Annotated in this window: 13 protein-coding genes; 1 reads left to right on the plus strand and 12 read right to left on the minus strand. The window is 61.6% G+C overall.

Annotated features, from left to right (window positions below; translation table 11 throughout):
- Window positions 1-270 precede the first annotated feature (270 nt).
- From ACI48D_RS18275 to ACI48D_RS18315, 9 genes are all read right to left on the minus strand, one after another.
- Entirely contained in the window at window positions 271-2394 is a 2124-nt protein-coding gene (locus ACI48D_RS18275) for a M3 family metallopeptidase (protein ID WP_435572666.1), read from the minus strand.
- Window positions 2395-2422: 28 nt separating this feature from the next.
- Window positions 2423-4588, minus strand: coding sequence for a M3 family metallopeptidase (locus tag ACI48D_RS18280; RefSeq protein WP_435572667.1), 2166 nt, complete (start codon window positions 4586-4588; stop codon window positions 2423-2425).
- A gap of 129 nt (window positions 4589-4717) precedes the next feature.
- Window positions 4718-5338 (minus strand): TMEM175 family protein, encoded by a 621-nt coding sequence (locus ACI48D_RS18285; RefSeq protein ID WP_435572668.1) that lies wholly within the window; start codon window positions 5336-5338, stop codon window positions 4718-4720.
- A 435-nt stretch (window positions 5339-5773) separates the two neighbouring features.
- A complete protein-coding gene (locus tag ACI48D_RS18290; RefSeq protein WP_435572669.1) occupies window positions 5774-7414 on the minus strand; it encodes a serine hydrolase in 1641 nt (546 codons plus the stop codon).
- 213 nt (window positions 7415-7627) lie between these two features.
- The gene (locus ACI48D_RS18295; protein WP_435572670.1) at window positions 7628-7924 is read right to left on the minus strand and encodes a DUF3144 domain-containing protein; all 297 of its coding nucleotides are present in this window, start codon (window positions 7922-7924) and stop codon (window positions 7628-7630) included.
- Between the two features lie 326 nt (window positions 7925-8250).
- Entirely contained in the window at window positions 8251-9468 is a 1218-nt protein-coding gene (locus ACI48D_RS18300; RefSeq protein WP_435572671.1) for a GNAT family N-acetyltransferase, read from the minus strand.
- A 225-nt stretch (window positions 9469-9693) separates the two neighbouring features.
- Window positions 9694-9897, minus strand: a complete 204-nt coding sequence (locus ACI48D_RS18305; protein ID WP_435572672.1) for a SlyX family protein — start codon at window positions 9895-9897, stop codon at window positions 9694-9696.
- A gap of 92 nt (window positions 9898-9989) precedes the next feature.
- Window positions 9990-12191: a DUF4214 domain-containing protein gene (locus tag ACI48D_RS18310; protein WP_435572673.1), complete on the minus strand. Its 2202-nt coding sequence runs from the start codon at window positions 12189-12191 to the stop codon at window positions 9990-9992.
- A 205-nt stretch (window positions 12192-12396) separates the two neighbouring features.
- On the minus strand, window positions 12397-14454 hold the full coding sequence (locus tag ACI48D_RS18315; protein WP_435572674.1) for a UvrD-helicase domain-containing protein: 2058 nt from the start codon (window positions 14452-14454) through the stop codon (window positions 12397-12399).
- Window positions 14455-14632: 178 nt separating this feature from the next.
- On the opposite strand from ACI48D_RS18315, the gene ACI48D_RS18320 reads away from it, so the two are divergent.
- Entirely contained in the window at window positions 14633-15118 is a 486-nt protein-coding gene (locus tag ACI48D_RS18320) for an SRPBCC family protein (RefSeq protein WP_435572675.1), read from the plus strand.
- A 28-nt stretch (window positions 15119-15146) separates the two neighbouring features.
- On the opposite strand, the gene ACI48D_RS18325 is transcribed toward ACI48D_RS18320, so the two are convergent.
- From ACI48D_RS18325 to ACI48D_RS18335, 3 genes are read right to left on the minus strand one after another with little or no spacing between them, the layout of a single operon-like run.
- Window positions 15147-16583: a dihydrolipoyl dehydrogenase gene (locus ACI48D_RS18325; protein ID WP_435572676.1), complete on the minus strand. Its 1437-nt coding sequence runs from the start codon at window positions 16581-16583 to the stop codon at window positions 15147-15149.
- 60 nt (window positions 16584-16643) lie between these two features.
- Entirely contained in the window at window positions 16644-17492 is an 849-nt protein-coding gene (locus tag ACI48D_RS18330) for a hypothetical protein (RefSeq protein WP_435572677.1), read from the minus strand.
- A gap of 12 nt (window positions 17493-17504) precedes the next feature.
- Window positions 17505-18335 (minus strand): hypothetical protein, encoded by an 831-nt coding sequence (locus ACI48D_RS18335; protein ID WP_435572678.1) that lies wholly within the window; start codon window positions 18333-18335, stop codon window positions 17505-17507.

Raw genomic sequence — 18335 nt, forward strand, 5'->3', positions numbered from 1 at the left:
TGGCGCCACCGCCACCACCTCCGCCACCGCCACCGCCACCGCCACCGCAACCTGCCAGTATCCCTGCAATTAACAGGCCCTGCAGTACATAAACCTTATCTTTCCCACAACCCATACGCGCCTTCTTGATTTCAGCTGTTCAAAATTTAACTTGCAATAATGCAATAATGTGTACAGTCCGTCAACTAAGGTGGATGCCTGTTGCATAAAAGCGGCAAAAAAAAACCCGCCCGGCGATTGCCAGGCGGGCTAGTCAGGCAGCGATGCCGATTACTGTTCGGTCAACCCACGGCGTTCCAGCAGCGGTTCGATCTTTGCATCGCGTCCGCGGAAGTTGCGGTACATCTCCATCGCATCCATGGTGCCGCCGCGCGACAGCAGCATCTGTCGGAAGCGGTCACCGTTCTTGCGCAGCAGGCCGCCGTTTTCCTTGAACCACTCGACGGTGTCGGCATCCAGCTTCTCGGCCCACAGGTAGCCGTAGTAGCCGGCCGAGTAACCGCCCGAGAACACGTGCGAGAAGTAGGTTGTGCGGTAGCGCGGCGGGACCAGCGGGAAGTCGACGCCGGCGTCATGCAGGGCCTTGGCTTCGAAGCCCAGCACGTCGGCCGGGATCTGGTTCGGGCCCAGCTGGTGCCAGCTCTGGTCCAGGATCGAGGCGGTCAGGTACTCGGTGGTGCGGTAGCCTTCGTTGAACTTGGCGGACGCCTGCACCTTGTCCAGCAGGGCCGATGGCATCGGCGCGCCGGTCTGGTAGTGCTTGGCGTAGTTGGCCAGCACTTCCGGCCAGGCCATCCACATCTCGTTGACCTGCGACGGGAACTCGACGTAGTCGCGCGGCACCCGGGTACCCGAGAAGCGCGGGTACTTCACGTTCGAGAACATGCCGTGCAGCGCATGGCCGAACTCGTGGAACATGGTGCGCACTTCATCGTAGGTCAGCAGGGTCGGCTCGCCGGCGGCCGGCTTCGGGATGTTCAGGTGGTTAGCGATCACCGGATGGGTGCCCAGCAGCGCGTTCTGGCCGACGTAGGCGTTCATCCAGGCGCCGCCGCGCTTGTTGGCGCGCGCATAGGGGTCGTGCAGGAAGATCGCCAGCTGCTTGCCGTCGGTGTCGAACACGTCGAACACGCGCACGTCCGGGTCGTACACCGGCAAGTCGTGGCGCTCCTTGAAGCTGATGCCGTATTCCTTGTTGGCGGCGTAGAACACGCCGTTCAGCAGCACGTTGTTGTACTCGAAGTAGGGACGCAGCTGGTTCTCGTCGAAGGCGTAGCGCTGGGCGCGCACCTTGTCGCTGTAGTAATTCCAGTCGTAGGCGGCGGCCTGGAATTTCGCACCTTCAGCGTCGATCACCTTCTGCAGGTCGGCCGCTTCCTTCTTCGCGTTGTTCACCGCCGGTTTGGCGAATTCGGCCAGCAGCTGGTTGACGGCGCCGGTCGTCTTCGCGGTCTGGTCTTCCAGCATGTAGGCCGCGTGGCTCGGGTAGCCCAGCAGCGCGGCACGTTCCGCGCGTGCCTTGACCAGTTCCAGCACCAGATTGCGGTTGTCGAATTCGCCGCCGTGGCTGCCGCGCGCCAGCGAGGTCGCCAGCAGTTTTTCGCGGGTCGCCCGGTTGGTCAGCACCGACAGCGGCGCCTGCTGGGTGGTGTTCACGACCGGGATCACGAACTTGCCGTCCAGGCCGCGCTTCTTCGCTTCCGCGGCGGCGACGTCGATCGCCTTGTCCGACATGCCGGCCAGTTCTTCGCGGCTGTCGACCACCAGGGCCGAGGCATTCGCTTCCTTCAGCACGTTCTGACTGAACTGGGTCTGCAGGGCGGCGATCTTCGCGTTGTAGGCCTTCAGCTTGATCTTGTCCGCGGCCGACAGCTTGGCGCCGGCGCGCACGAAGTCGGTGTGGTAGCGCTCCAGCAGATAGGCCGACTCGGCATCCAGGTGCAGCTTGTCGTGTTTGCCGTACAGGGTCTGGATCCGTTTATACAGTTTTTCGTTCAGGCGGATCTTGTCGCTGTGCGCGGCCAGCTTCGGCGCCAGTTCCTTGTCCAGCGCGTTCAGGGTGTCGTTGGTGTTGGCGCCGACCAGGTTGTAGAACACGGTCGAGACGCGGTTCAGCAACTGGCCCGAACGCTCCATCGCGACAATGGTGTTTTCGAAAGTCGGCGCAGCCTTGTTGTTGGCGATGACGTCGATCTCGGCCGACTGCTGGCGCATGCCTTCCTCGAACGCCGGCGCGAAGTCCTCGTTCTTGATCTTGTCGAAGGCCGGGTAGTTGAACGGCAGGGTGCTCGGCTTGGCGAACGGATTGGTGGCCGGCAGCTGGGATGGCGCTGCCTGGGCAAAGGTGGCGACGGCCGCGGTGACGGCGAAGGCCAGGATGTGGGAACGGTTCATTCTCTCTCCGATGTGATTGTTGTTGTGATCAATTACCAGTCAGGCCACGGCGTTCCAGCAGCGGCTCGATCTTCGCGTCGCGTCCGCGGAAGTTGCGGAACAGGTCCATGGCGTCAAGCGATCCGCCGCGCGACAGCAGGGTCTGGCGGAAGTGGTCGCCGTTCTTGCGCAGCAGGCCACCGTTCTCCTTGAACCACTCGACCGTATCAGCGTCCAGCTTTTCGCTCCACAGGTAGGCGTAGTAGCCGGCCGAATAACCGAGCGAGAAGCTGTGCGAGAAATAGGTCGTACGGTAGCGCGGCGGCACCGGCGCGAAGTCGACGCCGGCGTCACGCAGCGCGGCCGCCTCGAAGCCCGGCACGTCGGTCGGGATCTGGCTCGGGGTCAGCTGGTGCCAGCGCTGGTCGAGCAGCGAGGCGGCGAGATATTCCGTCGTGATGTAGCCCATGTTGAACTTCTTCGACGCCTGCACCTTGTCCAGCAGCTCCTTCGGCATCGGCGCGCCGGTCTGGTAGTGCTTCGCATAGTTGGCCAGGACTTCGGGCCAGGTGGCCCACATCTCGTTGACCTGGGACGGGTACTCGACGAAGTCGCGCGGCGTGTTGGCGCCCCCGAAGGTAGGGTACTTCACGTTCGAGAACATGCCGTGCAGTGCGTGGCCGAACTCGTGGAAGGCGGTGCGCACCTCGTCGTAGGTCAGCAGCGTCGGCTGGCCGGCGGGCGGCTTCGGGATGTTCAGGTGATTCGCCACCACCGGGTGATTGCCCAGCAGCGCGGACTGCGTCACGTACTCGTTCATCCAGGCGCCACCCTGCTTGTTCGGGCGCGCGTAGTAGTCCATGACGAAGATCGCCAGCTGCTTGCCGTTGGCGTCGAACACGTCGAACACGCGCACGTCCGGGTCGTACACCGGCAGGTCGTGGCGCTCCTTGAAGCTGATGCCGAACTCCTTGTTCGCGGCGAAGAACACACCGTTCTGCACCACGTTGTTCAGTTCGAAGTAGGGCTTCAGCTGGCTCTCGTCGAAGGCGTACTTGGCCTGGCGCACCTTGTCGGTGTAGAAGGCCCAGTCATGCGCCGCGACCTGGAAGCCGCCTTTCTCCGTATCGATCACCTTCTGGATCTCGGCTGCTTCCTTCTTCGCGTTGTTCACGGCCGGCAGCGCCAGCTCGCCCAGCAGCTTGTTGACGGCTTCCGGCGTCTTCGCGGTTTCCACTTCCAGCGAGTAGGCAGCGTAGTTCGGGTAACCCAGCAGGGTCGCCTTCTCGGCGCGCAGCCTGGTCAGGCGCTGTACCAGGGCGCGGCTGTCGAACTCTCCGCCGCGGCTGCCGCGCGCCGTTGATGCCGCCATCAGGCGCTCGCGCGTTCCGCGGTCGGTCAGCGATGCCAGCAGCGGCTGGCCGGTGGTGTTGGCCAGCGCGATCACGAACTTGCCGTCCAGGCCGCGCTTCCTGGCCTCGGCGGCGGCTGCATCGATCTCGGCGCTAGAGAGGCCGGCCAACTCGGCGCGGCTGCCGACCACCAGGGCCGACGCATTCGCTTCCTTCAGCACGTTCTGGGCGAAGGTCGACTGCAAGCTGGCGATCTCGCCGTTATACGCCTTCAGCTTCTCCTTGTCGGCCGCGGACAGTTTCGCCCCGGCGCGCACGAAGTCGCGGTGGTAGCGGGCCAAGAGGTGCGTCGACTCGGCGTCGAGGCGCAAGACGTCGCGATGGTCGTACAGGGTCTTCACGCGCTGCCACAGCTGGTCGTTCAGGTAGATCTCGTCCTGGTGCGCGGCCAGCTTCGGCGACATCTCGCGATCGATCGCATCCAGCTTGTCGTTGGTGTTCGCGCCCTGCAGATTCGAAAAGGTGGTCGACACGCGCGCCAGCAGCTGGCCCGCACGCTCCATCGCGACGATGGTATTGTCGAAGGTCGGCGCGGCCTTGTTGTTCGCGATCGCCGCGACTTCCTTCAGGTGCTCGCGCATGCCCGCCTCGAAGGCCGGCTTGAAGTGCTCGTCCTTGATCTTGTCGAAGGGCGGATAGTGGAACGGCAGCGTGCTGGCCTTGGCGAAGGGATTCGAGGCGTCGAGGGCGGCGGCGGGAGCGGGAGCGGTAAAAGCGGCGGGAGCGGCGGCGGCGGGGATGGCGGTCGTAGCGTAGGCAAGCGCGATGCTTGCCGCGACGATAAAGCTGTGTGGCTGTTTCATGCGATCTTTCACGGACACTGATTGGACGCTTCCGGAGCAGGCCCGGCAGCAGGGCGCGAAAGATCATAGCAGGGTTATTGCCCAATCGTCATATTGGAGTGTTGCAATCCATCGTCTTGACGCGGGCATTCAGGACGCCTTTTTGCGGGCCTCTTCGGCCTCTTCCTCCTCGATTTCCTCGATCACTTTCTCCTCGATGCGCCGGTCCGGAATCAGCCACAGCACGGCCACGCCCGCATACACCAGGAAGCCCAGCCAGGCCACAAACCAGGACAGCGCCACCCCGGTCAGATAAAGGACTACCGAGATCTTGCCCTTGCGGTCATCGCCGAGGGCATCAGCCAGGGTCGAATTCTTTTCGTGGTTGACGACCAGCCGGCGCGCCAGCAACGAATACGCGGCCGCGCACATGAACAGCACGAACCCATACGCGGCGGTGGGTCCGGTCTCGAAATGGTTCTCGCCCATCCATGCCGTCACGAAGGGAATCAGGGACAGCCAGAACAGCAGATGCAGGTTGGCCCACAGGACGCCGCCGCTGACTTCCTTCACGGCGTGCAGCATGTGGTGGTGATTGTTCCAATAAATCCCGATGTAGATGAAGCTGAGCACATAGCTCATGAACACCGGCCACAGCGGCAGCAGGGCGTGGAAATCCCCGCTGTGCGGGACTTTGAGTTCCAGCACCATGATGGTGATGAGGATGGCGATGACGCCGTCGCTGAAGGCTTCCAGCCTATTCTTGCCCATCTATTGCTTACCTCGTATGCGGTTCAGTTCCGTTGACCATTTTTCTCGTTGCGCAGACATGCCACGACTTTTTGTTCCGAGTATGGAGCGCAGTAATTTCCAGTCTCAAGCTGACCTTCGCCATTCTCGGATGCGAAGACGATGTATTCCTTCCGGCTTCCAGGCTAAACCTTGACGTTGTATTGTTGCTCATCACGGCCAAGTGCCTCGCTTTTCCATGCCGGTAGTCCTTGAGCACATCAAGGTGATAAACCCATCCAGCGACGCCCTCCGGATCGTCCTCAAAGTGCGATCAAGGAAAAGATCCTCTTTAGCATCTCGACTTCCCCGCGCTGTGTGGAATTGATGGGTGATTCGCATACTGGAGCTTATTCCAATCGCCGTCGCTGAAAGCCTCATACTGTCGTTATCGTCTGGCTGAAGATTACGACCAGCTTACAGCTTCACGGGTTTGAGGTCGAGATCGTGGAAATCGAAGCTGAAATCGGTGGCTGGCGATATCGCTTTCATCGTGATCCCGGATGGCTTGCCGTTCATATCCAGCGAAAAGTTCACGAACGCATCCGCATTGAGCGTCCGATCGTTCCATTTCACGACAAACGTATTGCCCCTGTAGAGGAACATTTCGCCCGTCAGCCCAGGTGAACGTTTCGCAGTAAAAGTCAGATGCCTGTCTTTCAAAGCAATCACGACATCGCCCAGCCAATTGTCGCGGTAGGTCCCCACATAAGCCTGCAGATCGGTTTTGGCGGCTTCGCCCGAGCTATTTCTGGCGGCAATCTCGGCCCATACCGGCGCCGTGACTTTGTCCGCGTCCGTCGTCCTGGCCAGCTTGAGGTCGATGTTTTGCTTGACCCGATCGATCGACGTGATGCCGAAGTAGCCATCCTTGATCGAGTTGGTGATCGCGTTGAATGCGCTACCCTGCTCCTGATTCGTCAGGACGACAATGCCAAGACCAAGTTCCGGGACCAGCGTTACCTGGGTCACCATGCCGACCAGGCCCCCAGTATGCGAAATCTGTTTGTAACCCACTGCGTCGTTCAGGAACCAGCCCATGCCATAAGCACCGAAATGGGAATTGTAGGCGCCTGGCGAAATGGGTAGGATCGTCTGCGGCGCCCACATTTCTTTTAACGCTGCTTCACTGAACAATTGCTGGCCTGCGGGGCCGTATTTTCCCTTCGATAGCAGCATGCTGACCCACTTTGCCATGTCCTGTACATTGCTGTAGATGCCGCCGGCGGCATTGATGACATCGCTGGGTCTGGCGACGATGGCCTGCAGGTGGCCATCCACACTCACATGGGGGGTGACTACATTGCTCGTATTTTTTACCCGTTTCAGCGAAGCGGCGCTGTCGGTCATTCCGAGGGGCTTCAGCATCTTTTGCTCGACGAAGTCTTCCCACGACATGCCCGAGGCACGTTTGACGACTTCACCCGCAACAATGTAGAGATTGTTGTCGTAGTCAAATTTGGAGCGGAAGCTGGATGACTGCTTCAGGTAGCGCAAATTGTGGATGACGTCTCGCACCGTGAAGTCGCTCCCATCCGGGAAAAACATCAGGTCGCCCGCTCCCAGCCCAAGACCGCTGCGGTGCGTGAGCAAATCGCGCACTGTGAATTCTTCCGTGACATACGGGTTGTAGAGTTTGAATTCCGGGATGAAGTCGGTCACTCTGTCATCCCATTTGAGTTTTCCTTCGTCAACCAGTATTGCCAAAGCAGCCGTGGTAAATGCTTTCGAGTTCGACGCAATGCCGACGAGCGTACGTGCGTCCATTTTTTGGCCATTGGTCAAGGAACGCACGCCGTAACCCTTAGCGATGACGACTTGGCCATCCTTGACCACCGCTACCGAAATGCCCGGCACGTTGAAGGCTTTCAAGGTCCGTTCCACCAACACGTCGATTTGCGCAGGAGACAAGGGCTGGGCTTTTGCCCTTGCCTGGGCCGATATCGAATTCTGTGGCAAGTCCTGCGCATGAGAAAACGCCGCTGTCGCCATGAAAAGCAGGCCAACCAGGCAGGTCAAGCTTGCGGGACGATGCGAGAAGCGCTTGGCGTTTTTCATGTTGAGCTTTCACTTGATGGAAAGTGTTCAGGATAAGGAAGTATTGCAAAAGTGCAAAGCAAATAATGCATTTGAACAGGCAAACTCTGGGTGATTTACATACTGGAGCTTGCTCCAATAAATCCCGATGTAAATGAAGCTAGCACCTAGCTCATGAACACCGGCCACAGCGGCAACAGGGCGCGCAAATCCCCGCTGTGCGGTGCTGCACGATTATTTAGGCTCCGTCCCGATGTATTTCTCGAGGTTGTCAGCGAAATCATCGAAATTTTCCGCCATCATTTTGCGGAACTGGTCGGTGAAATATTCCAGCGCCCGCTCCTTCTCCTGCTTCATGCTCTCCGGGTTCCCCGTGCTGCGCGCGACGATGAAGGCATTGAATCGCGTCGAGGCGTACATCATCGACGCGCAGACTGCGCTTGGATCGGCCGTATCGCACTGGTCGTTCGCCAGGTTGATGAGCGCGTTGACGCGGTTCCAGAATTCCGGATCAGGGGTGTTGTTACTCATGATTGATGTCGTGGGTTGATGATTGAGAGGCGATGCAAGAAATGCACTCTAGCATAGGCACGCGGATCCTATATCGCCCGGCATGACCACCCCGGCAATGATGAGCACCCATACCGCCCCACCGGCGGGCATCAGGCCCAATTCGCCCTCGACAGCCGGTCATTGTCCCGTCCTTCCGGGTCGCCGCAGCTGAGATTGATTTTCTCCTGCGCCTTCAGGAAAGGCTGCAGCAGGATGAACTTGCTGGCGAACGGATCGCCAGCTTGCGCTTCGAGACAACGTAGAACTCGTGCTCAGCGCCCATGCGTGGCCGGCAAGAGATGCAACTACCGGACGGTCTGCCTGCGCCGCCTCAGCTGCTTGCGGATTGTCTTGATACGGCTGATCAAGACTTCGTTCATGCGGTCCTGGATGCCGTGCAGCCGAAACAGGAGGTTGGCCATGCTGTGCCGCCGGCACAGCAACAGTTTGCCGCGCCGTTGCAGCACGTGGGTGGCGCGGAATTCCTGGTTCGGCGTGCCATAGCCGAAATCGGCATGGTCGAAATCGAAATGCGCGATCGCGTCCTGCAGGGCCAGGTGGATCATGCTGGTGCCGACCGAGAAGCTCATGTATTCCTGCTTGCAGCAGATCTTGTGGACGTACCACACCTCGTTCGTGCGGGTACCCAGCACCAGGGCCACCGGCTGGCCGCCGCATTGCAACACATAGGAATGCAGCAGGCCATGACGGGCCAGGCTCTCCAGCTTCATCTGCGACGGCTGGGTGGCCAAATCTTCGGCACTCAGCAGGGCACGCATGCCGTCCGTCAGGGCCGCAACCTGGCCGGCATCCTCGACCCGCACCAGGCTGACCTCCCCCGCTTCCTTGGCCAGCAGCCGGACCTGGCGCGACAGGTTATAGCGCTTCTTGGCGCTGAGCTTTTGCAGGTAGTCCTCGACATTCTCCGGCAGCGGCATGGTATGGCAGTTCTGCCAGCCGTTCAGGATGTGGCAGGACAGTCCTTTGCCGCCGATCGTTCCCGCCAGTTCTTCCGGCATCGCCTGCATCAGCAGCGCGCGGCAATCGGGGTGGCGCTGCAGCAGGTTCCTGAAGACGAAGCCGGACAGGTGGCCCTCGCTGTCGTCGAGCAGCGGTACGCTGCCGAGCACCTGGTAGAGAAGCACCTTACGCTGGAACAGGGACAGGGGACCGAGGCGGACGCCGACGGTCTGCGTCGACCTGCGTCCCGGGACGATACCGACGATCTGCCCATCGCTGCTGCGGCGCACGAGGTAAAGATCGCACGCCGGCGTACCGGCTTTCGCAGTATCCATCAGGTAGCGGAAGAATTCCGGCAGCTGGTACAGCTGTTCCGGACTGCGGCGGGCTTCCAGCAGACGGCGCCATGCCGCTTGCACATCCGAGCGTTCGTGGTCGCCGGTGACGGTGACGAATTCGAACTGCTGTGCTGTCTCGGCGCGACGCGGCGCCGGCGATAGCCCCGGCGACGTCCAGGAGCCCGGTTCGGGTAGTAGCTCGGTATGCCGAACAGATACTTTCACATTGACCTCGCGTGGACCAATACATCTATCGAAAATGATGGATCTATTGTATTTACATCATCCAAATAATGATACCGCGAGGTAGAGCTACCGTAGGTTATTTTTCTTCTAATTGCACATTAAATTTTGTTAATTCATGCGATATAGACCGATTTCCCTCTCTTTAGGCAACTAGAATTTCATTAAAGAAATGATGAAATTGCGGCTTCATGCAACACGGCTGGATCAGTAATGCGGCGGCTTCTCGTTCACCGGCCCTTGCCCGGCATCGCGCAGGGTGCGGATGTGCTCGGCCAGCTTGGCGACCATGGCTTCCAGCTGATCGATGCGGCGGCCCTGCTCGTAAATCGTCTGGTTCAGCGACTCGACCAGGTTTTCCTGGTGGGCCAGCTTGATTTCGATATCGATGATGCGGTCTTCGTCGCTCACGGCAGCTCCTGAAATGAAAAGAGCCGCATTATGCCAGCGGCTCGTCGTGGACGAGGCCGGCGCGTCGGCGCCGGCTTTGTCGGATGGTCCGCTCAGGCCTGGTGCCAAGGCGTGTAGTCGATGCCGTGCTGGAAAGTGCCGACCACGTTTGCCTGGTTTTCCAGGCTGTCGCTGAAGTCGATCAGCATCTGGGTGCGCACCGCGGCCTTGTCCGGGTTGCTGTTGTGGCTCAGGGAACCCAGCCAGTAATCGAAACCCGCGGCGTCCGGATTGCGGTGCAGCACGTTGTTGTACAGCTTCGTGACGAAGGTCGTGTCGGTGGGGCTGGTGCCGTACAGGGTATCGAACTCGGGCTGGTTCATGAATTCGCGCGCCACCGTGGTCAGGGCGGTGCCGCCTTCCATGCGCCACATCCAGTAACCCATGCCGGCCGCCTCGGCCGGACGCCCCAGGACGGCCGTATAGAGGCGGAAGATCTGGCCGGCGATGCCGTCGATGTCCAGCGCCACCCAGGCGTCGTCGAACTGCACGCGCTCGACATTGATCAGGGCGTCATGGTTGCTGCCATTGGGAGCGGTCTTGTCGGTCACGCCGAATCCCCAGGCTTCCTGGGCAATCGTGAAGTTGCTGCGCGAGCCCGCGTAGACGGCGGTATCGATGCCGGCTCCGCCGTCGACGGCATTGTTGCCGGCGCCGGGCTTGAGCACGTCATTGCCGCTGGTGCCGGTGAGGTTCGCCGCGCTGTTGACAGACCAGATCGCGCGCGTATCGGCATTGGTGGCGTTGTCGGCCAAATCGATCGAGATCACCTTGACCGAATAGTCGCCGTTCGGCAGCGGCGAGGTTTGCACTTGCCACTTGCCGTCGCTGCCGACCGTCGTGCGGGCAATGGTCTGGAGGTCGTTGGCGCGCACCAGTTCGATGGTAGTGCCGGCTTCGCCGGTGCCGTTGAGCGTCGCCTGGTTGTCGCCTGCAACATAGGCCATGCTGTAGGTCGGCTTGACCGGCGGCGTGGCATCGACATCGAAGCTTGCGGAGTCGCTGGCCTGCGATACATTGCCCGCAGCATCAGTCGCGGTGGCGTAGACCTGGTATTTCAGGCCGTCCGCGAATGCAGCGAGCTTCGTGGTCCAGAGGCCGTTGGCGTCGGCCGTGGCCGTCCCGACCTGCTGGTTATTGCTGGTGAAGATCTTGACGATGGCGCCCGCTTCGGTCCGGCCAGTCACGAGCGGCGTGTTGCCGGTCGTGTAGCCGTTCACGTTCTTGGTCACCACCAGGGTCGGCTTGTCCGGCGCCACGGTATCGACCACGTCGGCACGGCTCACGCTCATGTCCGAGAACTTCAGGATCTCGATTGAGCGCAAGGTGTCGACTCCGTCGATGCCATCGATGCTCGCTACTTGCAGGTCGCCGTTCGGCAGTGTCGCCAACGTGTAGTTGCTGCGCGCGCCGTGAAATACGACGGTATCGGCACCAGGTCCGCCATCAATCATGTCATTGCCTCCATAGCCTTCGAGTGTGTCATTTGCGGCGGTGCCCGTGATATACCGGCCCCCGCCCTGAGAATTGATACCGAGCTTCCCACCAAGACCATCCTGACCATAAAGCCAGTTGAGGGCGGCGATGTCGTACGGGCTGTAGGTCGCGTGCGGGCCGCCAGAGTGTTTGTACGACATCAGGGTATTGCTGGTGTTGTCCTGCGATTCGGGCAGGTAGATCGGATTCGGATTGTCTGATGTTGGGTCGTAGAACGAATGCTTCAGGCCAAGCGCGTGGCCCATCTCGTGCAGCAAGGTCTCAAATCCAGCTTTCCCTGGAGTCAGATCCGCATTTTCTGCGCCGAACTCGACGTTATCCAGATACACGTAAGCGTCGGCGTCGTAACTGACCACATTGTTCGTCCCATACTCGTATTGATAGGAACTTTGCCAGCTGCACAGGCCAGTTGTGAGGCTGCCAATAAGGTTAACATTGCAGAAATGGATCTGCGCGTCATTGCCGTTGGTGGTTTTAACAAAGTTAATACCGGTTACCTGGTTGAGGTAGCCTCCAGCCTCCAGCAACTTATCTACCGATGCTTGTTGGTCATTAGTAAATGCCTGCTGGGTACCGGTAAAGTTTTTCTGCGCCGACGTTGAATCCTCATTCCCCGACGCAACAGAAAACGTGTAGTAAATCGTATTGGGGGTAGAAGAGGTAAGGTAGTTCCAGTCCGGTCCAGTATCCAGCAAGGCATTGATATGCAGTAGCTGCCTAGCCCAAGGAATAGTAGTGAGGTCGGATACGGTCGCCATATTTACTAATTTCAAAAGTTGAATGTGACACAGTCACTTCAGGAAAGTATTTCCTGCTCAACAGTTGAAGTCAAATGCCAATTTCAATCGTGCGCACCCTTGTCACATCATTAAGACTTATGCGCAATGCATGATATTGAACACCCAACGGTAGACTACTCCCGTTAATTCATCATCAATCTCCGGCAAGTCCAGGCATTGCCTGTCAGACTTTTGGGGTCGCCAGCAAGGCTTTGAGGTTGGCCAGGCGCGCTTTCGGACTCAGCACTTCATCTTCTTTTGGTGGCGCATCGCCGACATCGAGCGCCATTTCCTTGATAAAGCGGGACGGATCGCAGTGCATCAGCTCGCCCGCACGCTTGCGCTTTTTGCACCAGGTGACGTGCAGGGTGCGCTGGGCGCGCGTAATGCCGACGTACATCAGGCGCCGTTCTTCCTGGATGCGGGCGGCGATGCGCTCGACCGGATCATCCGGATCGCCCTTGTGCGGCAGGATGCCCTCCTCGACGCCGACCAGGTAGACGTGCGGATATTCCAGGCCCTTCGATGCATGCAGGGTCGACATGCGTACCGCGTCTTGCTCCTCGTCCTGGCCTTCGAGCATGGACATCAGGGCCACCATCTGGGTCAGTTCGAGCAGGTTCTTTTCCTCGCCGTCGCGGTCGCGCCCGCCCCGGCCGCGCTCCTTCAGCCAGTTGGTGAACTCGAGCACGTTCTGCCACTTGCCCTGGGCGGCCTTGTCGTCGAAGTTCTCGTACAGGTAGTGCTCGTAGTTGATCTCTTTCATCATGTCGTCGAGCAGCTCGGCGGCATTGTCACCGCTGCCGGACGGGCCCGGACGGGTGGCGCGGTCTTCCAGTTCGTTGATCCAGTGGCAGAATTCGCGCAGCGGGATCAGCTGGCGGTCCTGCAGCCTGGCTTCGAGGCCGCCCTTGAACGAAGCCTCGAACAGCGAGCAGTTCCACTGCTTCGAGAATTCGCCCAGCGCCTCGATGGTCGCCATGCCGACGCCGCGCTTGGGCGTCGTGATGGCGCGGATGAAGGCCGGGTCGTCGTCCTGGTTGGCGATCAGGCGCAGGTAGGCGATGACGTCCTTGATCTCGGCCTTGTCGAAAAAGCTCTGGCCGCCCGAGATCGTGTACGGGATGCGCTCCTTGCGCAGCGCCTGCTCGATGATGCGGGCCTGGTGGTTGCCGCGGTACAGGACCGCGAAGTCGGCCCACTTGTTCTTGCGCTGGAAGCGCTCGGACGAGATCATCATCGCGATCTGGTCGGCCTCGGTTTCTTCGTTCGGCATGCCCAGCACCTTGATCGGCTCGCCCAGGCCGTGCTCGGACCACAGCGCCTTCTCGAACAGCTTCGGGTTGTTGCCGATGACCGCGTTGGCGGCCTGCAGGATGCGGGTGGTCGAGCGGTAGTTCTGCTCGAGCTTGATGACCCGCAGGTCCGGGAAGTCGGTCTGCAGGGTTTTCAGGTTTTCGACCGAGGCGCCGCGCCAGGCATAGATCGCCTGGTCGTCGTCGCCCACCGCCGTGAACATCGGCTTCTTGCCGAGGCCCGTCACCAGCAGCTTCACCAGCTCGTACTGGCAGGTGTTGGTGTCCTGGTACTCGTCCATCAGCAGGTAGCGCAGGCGGCGCTGCCAGCGGTCGCGGATCGGCTCGTTGTTGCGGAACAGCTCCACCGGCAGGCGGATCAAGTCGTCGAAGTCGACCGCCTGGTAGGCCTGCAGGGTCGCCACATAGCTGCGGTAGATGCGGCCGGCCTGGGCTTCCTCCTCGTCGCGCGCGTCGCGGATCGCGTCCTCGGGATCGACCAGGCCGTTCTTCCACAGCGAGATCGCGTTCTGGATGCGGCGGATCTCGTGCTTGTCGGTGGTGACGGCAAGATCCGAGACCACGGTGTAGCAGTCGTCGCTGTCCATGATCGAGAACTTGTCCTTCAGCCCGACCCCGGCCGCCTCCTGGCGCAGGATCTTCACGCCCAGCGAGTGGAAGGTCGACACCGTCAACTGCTTGGCCTGTTTCGGCTGCTTGAGCAGCTTGCCGATCCGCTCCTGCATCTCGAGCGCGGCCTTGTTCGTGAAGGTCAGTGCGGCGATCGTACGCGGATCGTAGCCGCGGTGCTCGATCATGTAGGCGATCTTCTGGGTGATCACGCGGGTCTTGCCTGAGCCGGCGCCGGCCAGCACCAGGCAAGGACCGTCGAGGTAGAGCACGGCTTCGCTCTGCGGACCGTTGAGTCCGAAATTCGGGGTCGACATGGGATTTTTTCTTGCAGGACAGCTACTGGGGTGAGCTCAACATTGAGCTCAGCATTTTAACGGCGCCCGGCCGCGCACGCTAAAATCATTTCAGGAAAACACCTTGTGTTGTGGCTTGTCAGCACGCCATCCGCCACCATATACCCGCTTTAGTGCTGGCCAAGCGAGAGAACAGAACATGAAATTTGAACACCTGATCGAGATTAACGACCCGCTCAACCCGCTGGCGGACACCATGACCCGCGAGCAGCTGTGGCGCGGCCTGGTGCTGCGCGCCGAAGACCCGAAGATGTTCATGCCGCACCTGGACGAATGCACGCTCGGCGACCGCGAGAGCGGCAGCTTCGCGCGCCGCCTGCGCTACGGCAAGCTGGTGATCGACGACGTCGTGCACCTGACCCCGCTGCAGGAAGTGCGCTACGAAGTCCCGGCCCAGGGAGAAATCGCGGCCTCGCGCATGACCATGACGATCGAGGCGCCGACCGAGGGCGTGCTGTGGGTGCGCTTCCTGTACGACGACGGCAATGCCTCGGCGAGCGACGAGATGGGCAAGATGTACGAGGATTTCAAGAAATCGGCCTACCAGGAGGCCGATATCGATACGATCAAGATCCTGCGGCAGCTGGCTTCGGAAGGGAAGCTGGATGCAAGTTATCTGAATTGACGTCACGCGTGGGCACGGGGTGTCCACCTTAGGTGCCGGGCTCGACCTCGTCCGGATCGAGGTCGCTGGCGCCCTTCGCGAGCTTGGCCGCCAGGTCGCGCAGCGCGGTGCGCACGCCCTCCTCGACCACCGGGTGGTAGAACGGCATCTCCAGCATCTGCTCGACCGTCAGGCGTGACTGCACGGCCCAGGCCAGCAGGTGGCCGATGTGCTCGCCGCGCGGGGCGATCATCTCGGCGCCCAGGAAGCGGCCGCTGCCGTATTCCCCATACACCCTCAGCATCCCCTTATTCTGCAGCATGACGCGGCTGCGGCCCTGGTTCTCGAACGAGACCTGGCCGATCGCGAATTTCGGCTTGCCCGGCGCGCACAACTGCTTGTAGCCGGCGCCCAGGGTCACGATGTTCGGCTCGGTGAAGGCAATCGTGAGCGAGGCACGGCGCAGGCCCGGACGGATGTCCGGGTAGCGGCCGGCATTATCGCCGGCGATCTTGCCGTGGTCGGCCGCCTCCGGCAGCACCGGGCGCTCGTTGTTGGCGTCGCCGGCGATGAATACGTGGCTGCTACCGCACTGCATGGTGCGGCTGTCGAACAGCGGCACCCCGTTCGCGCCCAGTTCCAGGCCCAGGTGCTCGATGCCGATGCCGGCCACGTTCGGCGTGCGCCCGGTCGCCTGCAATACGTACTGGAAGCGCAGCACGCGCTCCGCGCCGTCCTGGCGGATGGTCAATGCGACATCCATGCCGTCCTGCACCGCACTCACGATCTCGGACTGGAAGTGCAGGTCGATCTCCTCGGCCAGCACGCGCCCGGCATTGCGCAGCACCACCGGATCGGTCAACTGGGCGACGCTGCCGCCGCGCGCGAACACGCTCACGCGCACGCCCAGGCGGGTCAGGGCCTGGCCCAGCTCCAGTCCGATCACGCCGGTACCGATCACGGCCACCGAACGCGGCAGATCCTGCCAATAGAACACGTCGTCGCTGTTGACGATGCCGGGGCCGACCTTCTCCAGCTTGGGCAGGCGGGTCGGGGTCGAGCCGGTGGCGATCACGATGCGCGCGGCCTCGACCTCAGTATGGTCGTCGACCATCAGCGTATGCGGACCGGTGAAGCGCGCATAGCCGCGCAGCTTGTCGTCATCGGGGATGTTGTCCACGCCCTCCAGCACGAAACCGACGAAGCGGTCGCGCTCGCGCCGCACGCGTTCCATCACGGCCACGCCGTCGACGCGTTTGCCCGTGGCATGGATGCCGAAGCCGGGCGCGGCATCGATGAAGTGTGCGGCCTCGGCGGCGGCAATCAGGAGCTTGCTGGGCATGCAGCCCACGCGCGCGCAGGTGGTGCCGTAGGGGCCGCCCTCGATCATGACGGTACGCGCGCCCTGCGCCCTGGCGGAACGGTAGGCGACCAGCCCCGCCGTGCCGGCGCCGATCACCGCGACATCAACCTTCAGTTTCTGCATCTTCATCTCCGGTAGTTCGCGGACATGACGATACGCTATTTTCGGGAAATGCTCAGGACCTTACCTGAGTTCGAAGACATAGCGGACGAAGAAGACGGCCTCGTCCGGGATGCCGCCGGGCTTCGGATAGCGGCGCAGGGCCCGGTCGGCTACCGTGCCGATGGCTTTCTCGAAGCCGCCCGTCACCATCGGCGTCTCGCGGTCGCGCATGATGTCGCCATTGACGACCCCGAGCAACTGGTACTCGCGGGCATCGCCCTTCTTCAGTTCGATCTTCGGCACCGCCGGCATAAAGCGCAGCGTGACTTCTCCGCCCACGCCATACGCCTGTGCCAGCGCCGGATACCTGATCTCGGCCGACAAGCTCGCCATCACGCCGGCCACGTAATTGCACATGGCGAGCCGCCACTGCGGCCAGGTCTGCAGCTCGGCGACGAAACGGTCCATGTCGCCGGCCGCCGCGGGACTGACGGCGCACGGCGCCAGGGCTTGCCGGCCCGGCGATGCCTCGATCCGGCCCTTGCCCGCCCACCACAGGGCAGCGGCCACGTCCGCACCGTTCTCCGGTGCCGCGTAGCCGGCGGCCAGGCGGTCGGCCGCCTCCTTCAAACCGCTCTGGTAAGCCTGGACGTAGAACAGCACGGCACGGTTCCAGTCGCGCGGCACGCACACGGCATGTTCGTACATGGTGCCCGCCAGCAACGAGACTTCCGCATGGCTCTGCTTCAGCCCGGCCTTCAATTCGTCGACGGCGCCAGCGCAGTCCTTCGCTTCGATCCGGCGCGTCACCGCGGCGACGGCCTCGAGACCAGGCGTGGCCGCAGCGCCGGCGAGAGACGGCAGGCACAGCAGCGCGGCGAGGCCGCAGACCGGCAGCATGCCGAGGGAGACGGTGCGGGGTGCCGGCATAGCTCGCTCCGGTCAGGCGTCGAAGCGAAAGCGGTAACTGAGCTCGACCACGGTATCCGCGGGAATGCCTTCCGGCTGCGGATAGCGCTGCAAGGCGCGCTTCGAGATGTCATCGATCATTTTCTCGAAGTCGGCGCTCAGCTTCTTGAGGGAGCGGTCGCGCATCAGGCCGTTTGGTCTCCGCTCCAGCGGATCAAGTTCGGAAACATTTTCCATCCGCAAGTCGATGCGCGGCACGCCGGGCAGGAAGCGCAGATGAATATCGCCTTCGATCAAATAATTCTGGGCCGTCGCAGGATACTTGACCTCGGCCACAATCGTAGACAGCACGCCGGCAACATAGTTGCACGCTGCCCGCCGCGACTGCGGCCAGGTCGCGAGTTCGGCGACGAAGCGGTCGGGATCGTCGGCGGCGGCCGGACTGACGGTACAGCCCTTCGCGGCATAGCCCCTGCCGCGGCTGGCCCACCACAGGGCGGCCGCCACGTCCGGGCCATTCTCGGGCGCCGCGAACCCTGCGGCCAGGAAGTCGGCTGCTTCCTTCATGCCGGCCTGGTAGGCCTGCGCATAAAAATCGGCGGCACGGTTCCAGTCGCGTTTGACGCAAAAGCCCCTGTCGTGCATGGCAGCGGCCAGCAGGACGACTTCGCGGTATCCCTGCTTCAGTCCGGCTTTCAACTCTGTCACGGCTTCGCCGCAATCTTTGGCGGCAAGGCGGGTCTTGACCAGGTTGGCGGCGTCGGCGCCCGGATTGGGCGTGGCGGCACCTGCGGCGGCCGACCAACCCAGCAGCGAGGCCAGGACAGCTGACGACAGGATGTTGGAGGGTGTGTAAAGCGTCAT

The sequence above is a fragment of the Massilia sp. LXY-6 genome, from assembly GCF_051233485.1.
Classification (GTDB): domain Bacteria; phylum Pseudomonadota; class Gammaproteobacteria; order Burkholderiales; family Burkholderiaceae_D; genus Telluria.

Coding starts and splice junctions, on each gene's coding strand:
- ACI48D_RS18275 (WP_435572666.1), bottom strand. CDS start 2,394: ATGAACCGTTCCCACATCCTGGCCTTCGCCGTCACCGCGGCCGTCGCC.
- ACI48D_RS18280 (WP_435572667.1), bottom strand. CDS start 4,588: ATGAAACAGCCACACAGCTTTATCGTCGCGGCAAGCATCGCGCTTGCC.
- ACI48D_RS18285 (WP_435572668.1), bottom strand. CDS start 5,338: ATGGGCAAGAATAGGCTGGAAGCCTTCAGCGACGGCGTCATCGCCATC.
- ACI48D_RS18290 (WP_435572669.1), bottom strand. CDS start 7,414: ATGAAAAACGCCAAGCGCTTCTCGCATCGTCCCGCAAGCTTGACCTGC.
- ACI48D_RS18295 (WP_435572670.1), bottom strand. CDS start 7,924: ATGAGTAACAACACCCCTGATCCGGAATTCTGGAACCGCGTCAACGCG.
- ACI48D_RS18310 (WP_435572673.1), bottom strand. CDS start 12,191: ATGGCGACCGTATCCGACCTCACTACTATTCCTTGGGCTAGGCAGCTA.
- ACI48D_RS18315 (WP_435572674.1), bottom strand. CDS start 14,454: ATGTCGACCCCGAATTTCGGACTCAACGGTCCGCAGAGCGAAGCCGTG.
- ACI48D_RS18320 (WP_435572675.1), top strand. CDS start 14,633: ATGAAATTTGAACACCTGATCGAGATTAACGACCCGCTCAACCCGCTG.
- ACI48D_RS18325 (WP_435572676.1), bottom strand. CDS start 16,583: ATGCAGAAACTGAAGGTTGATGTCGCGGTGATCGGCGCCGGCACGGCG.
- ACI48D_RS18330 (WP_435572677.1), bottom strand. CDS start 17,492: ATGCCGGCACCCCGCACCGTCTCCCTCGGCATGCTGCCGGTCTGCGGC.
- ACI48D_RS18335 (WP_435572678.1), bottom strand. CDS start 18,335: ATGACGCTTTACACACCCTCCAACATCCTGTCGTCAGCTGTCCTGGCC.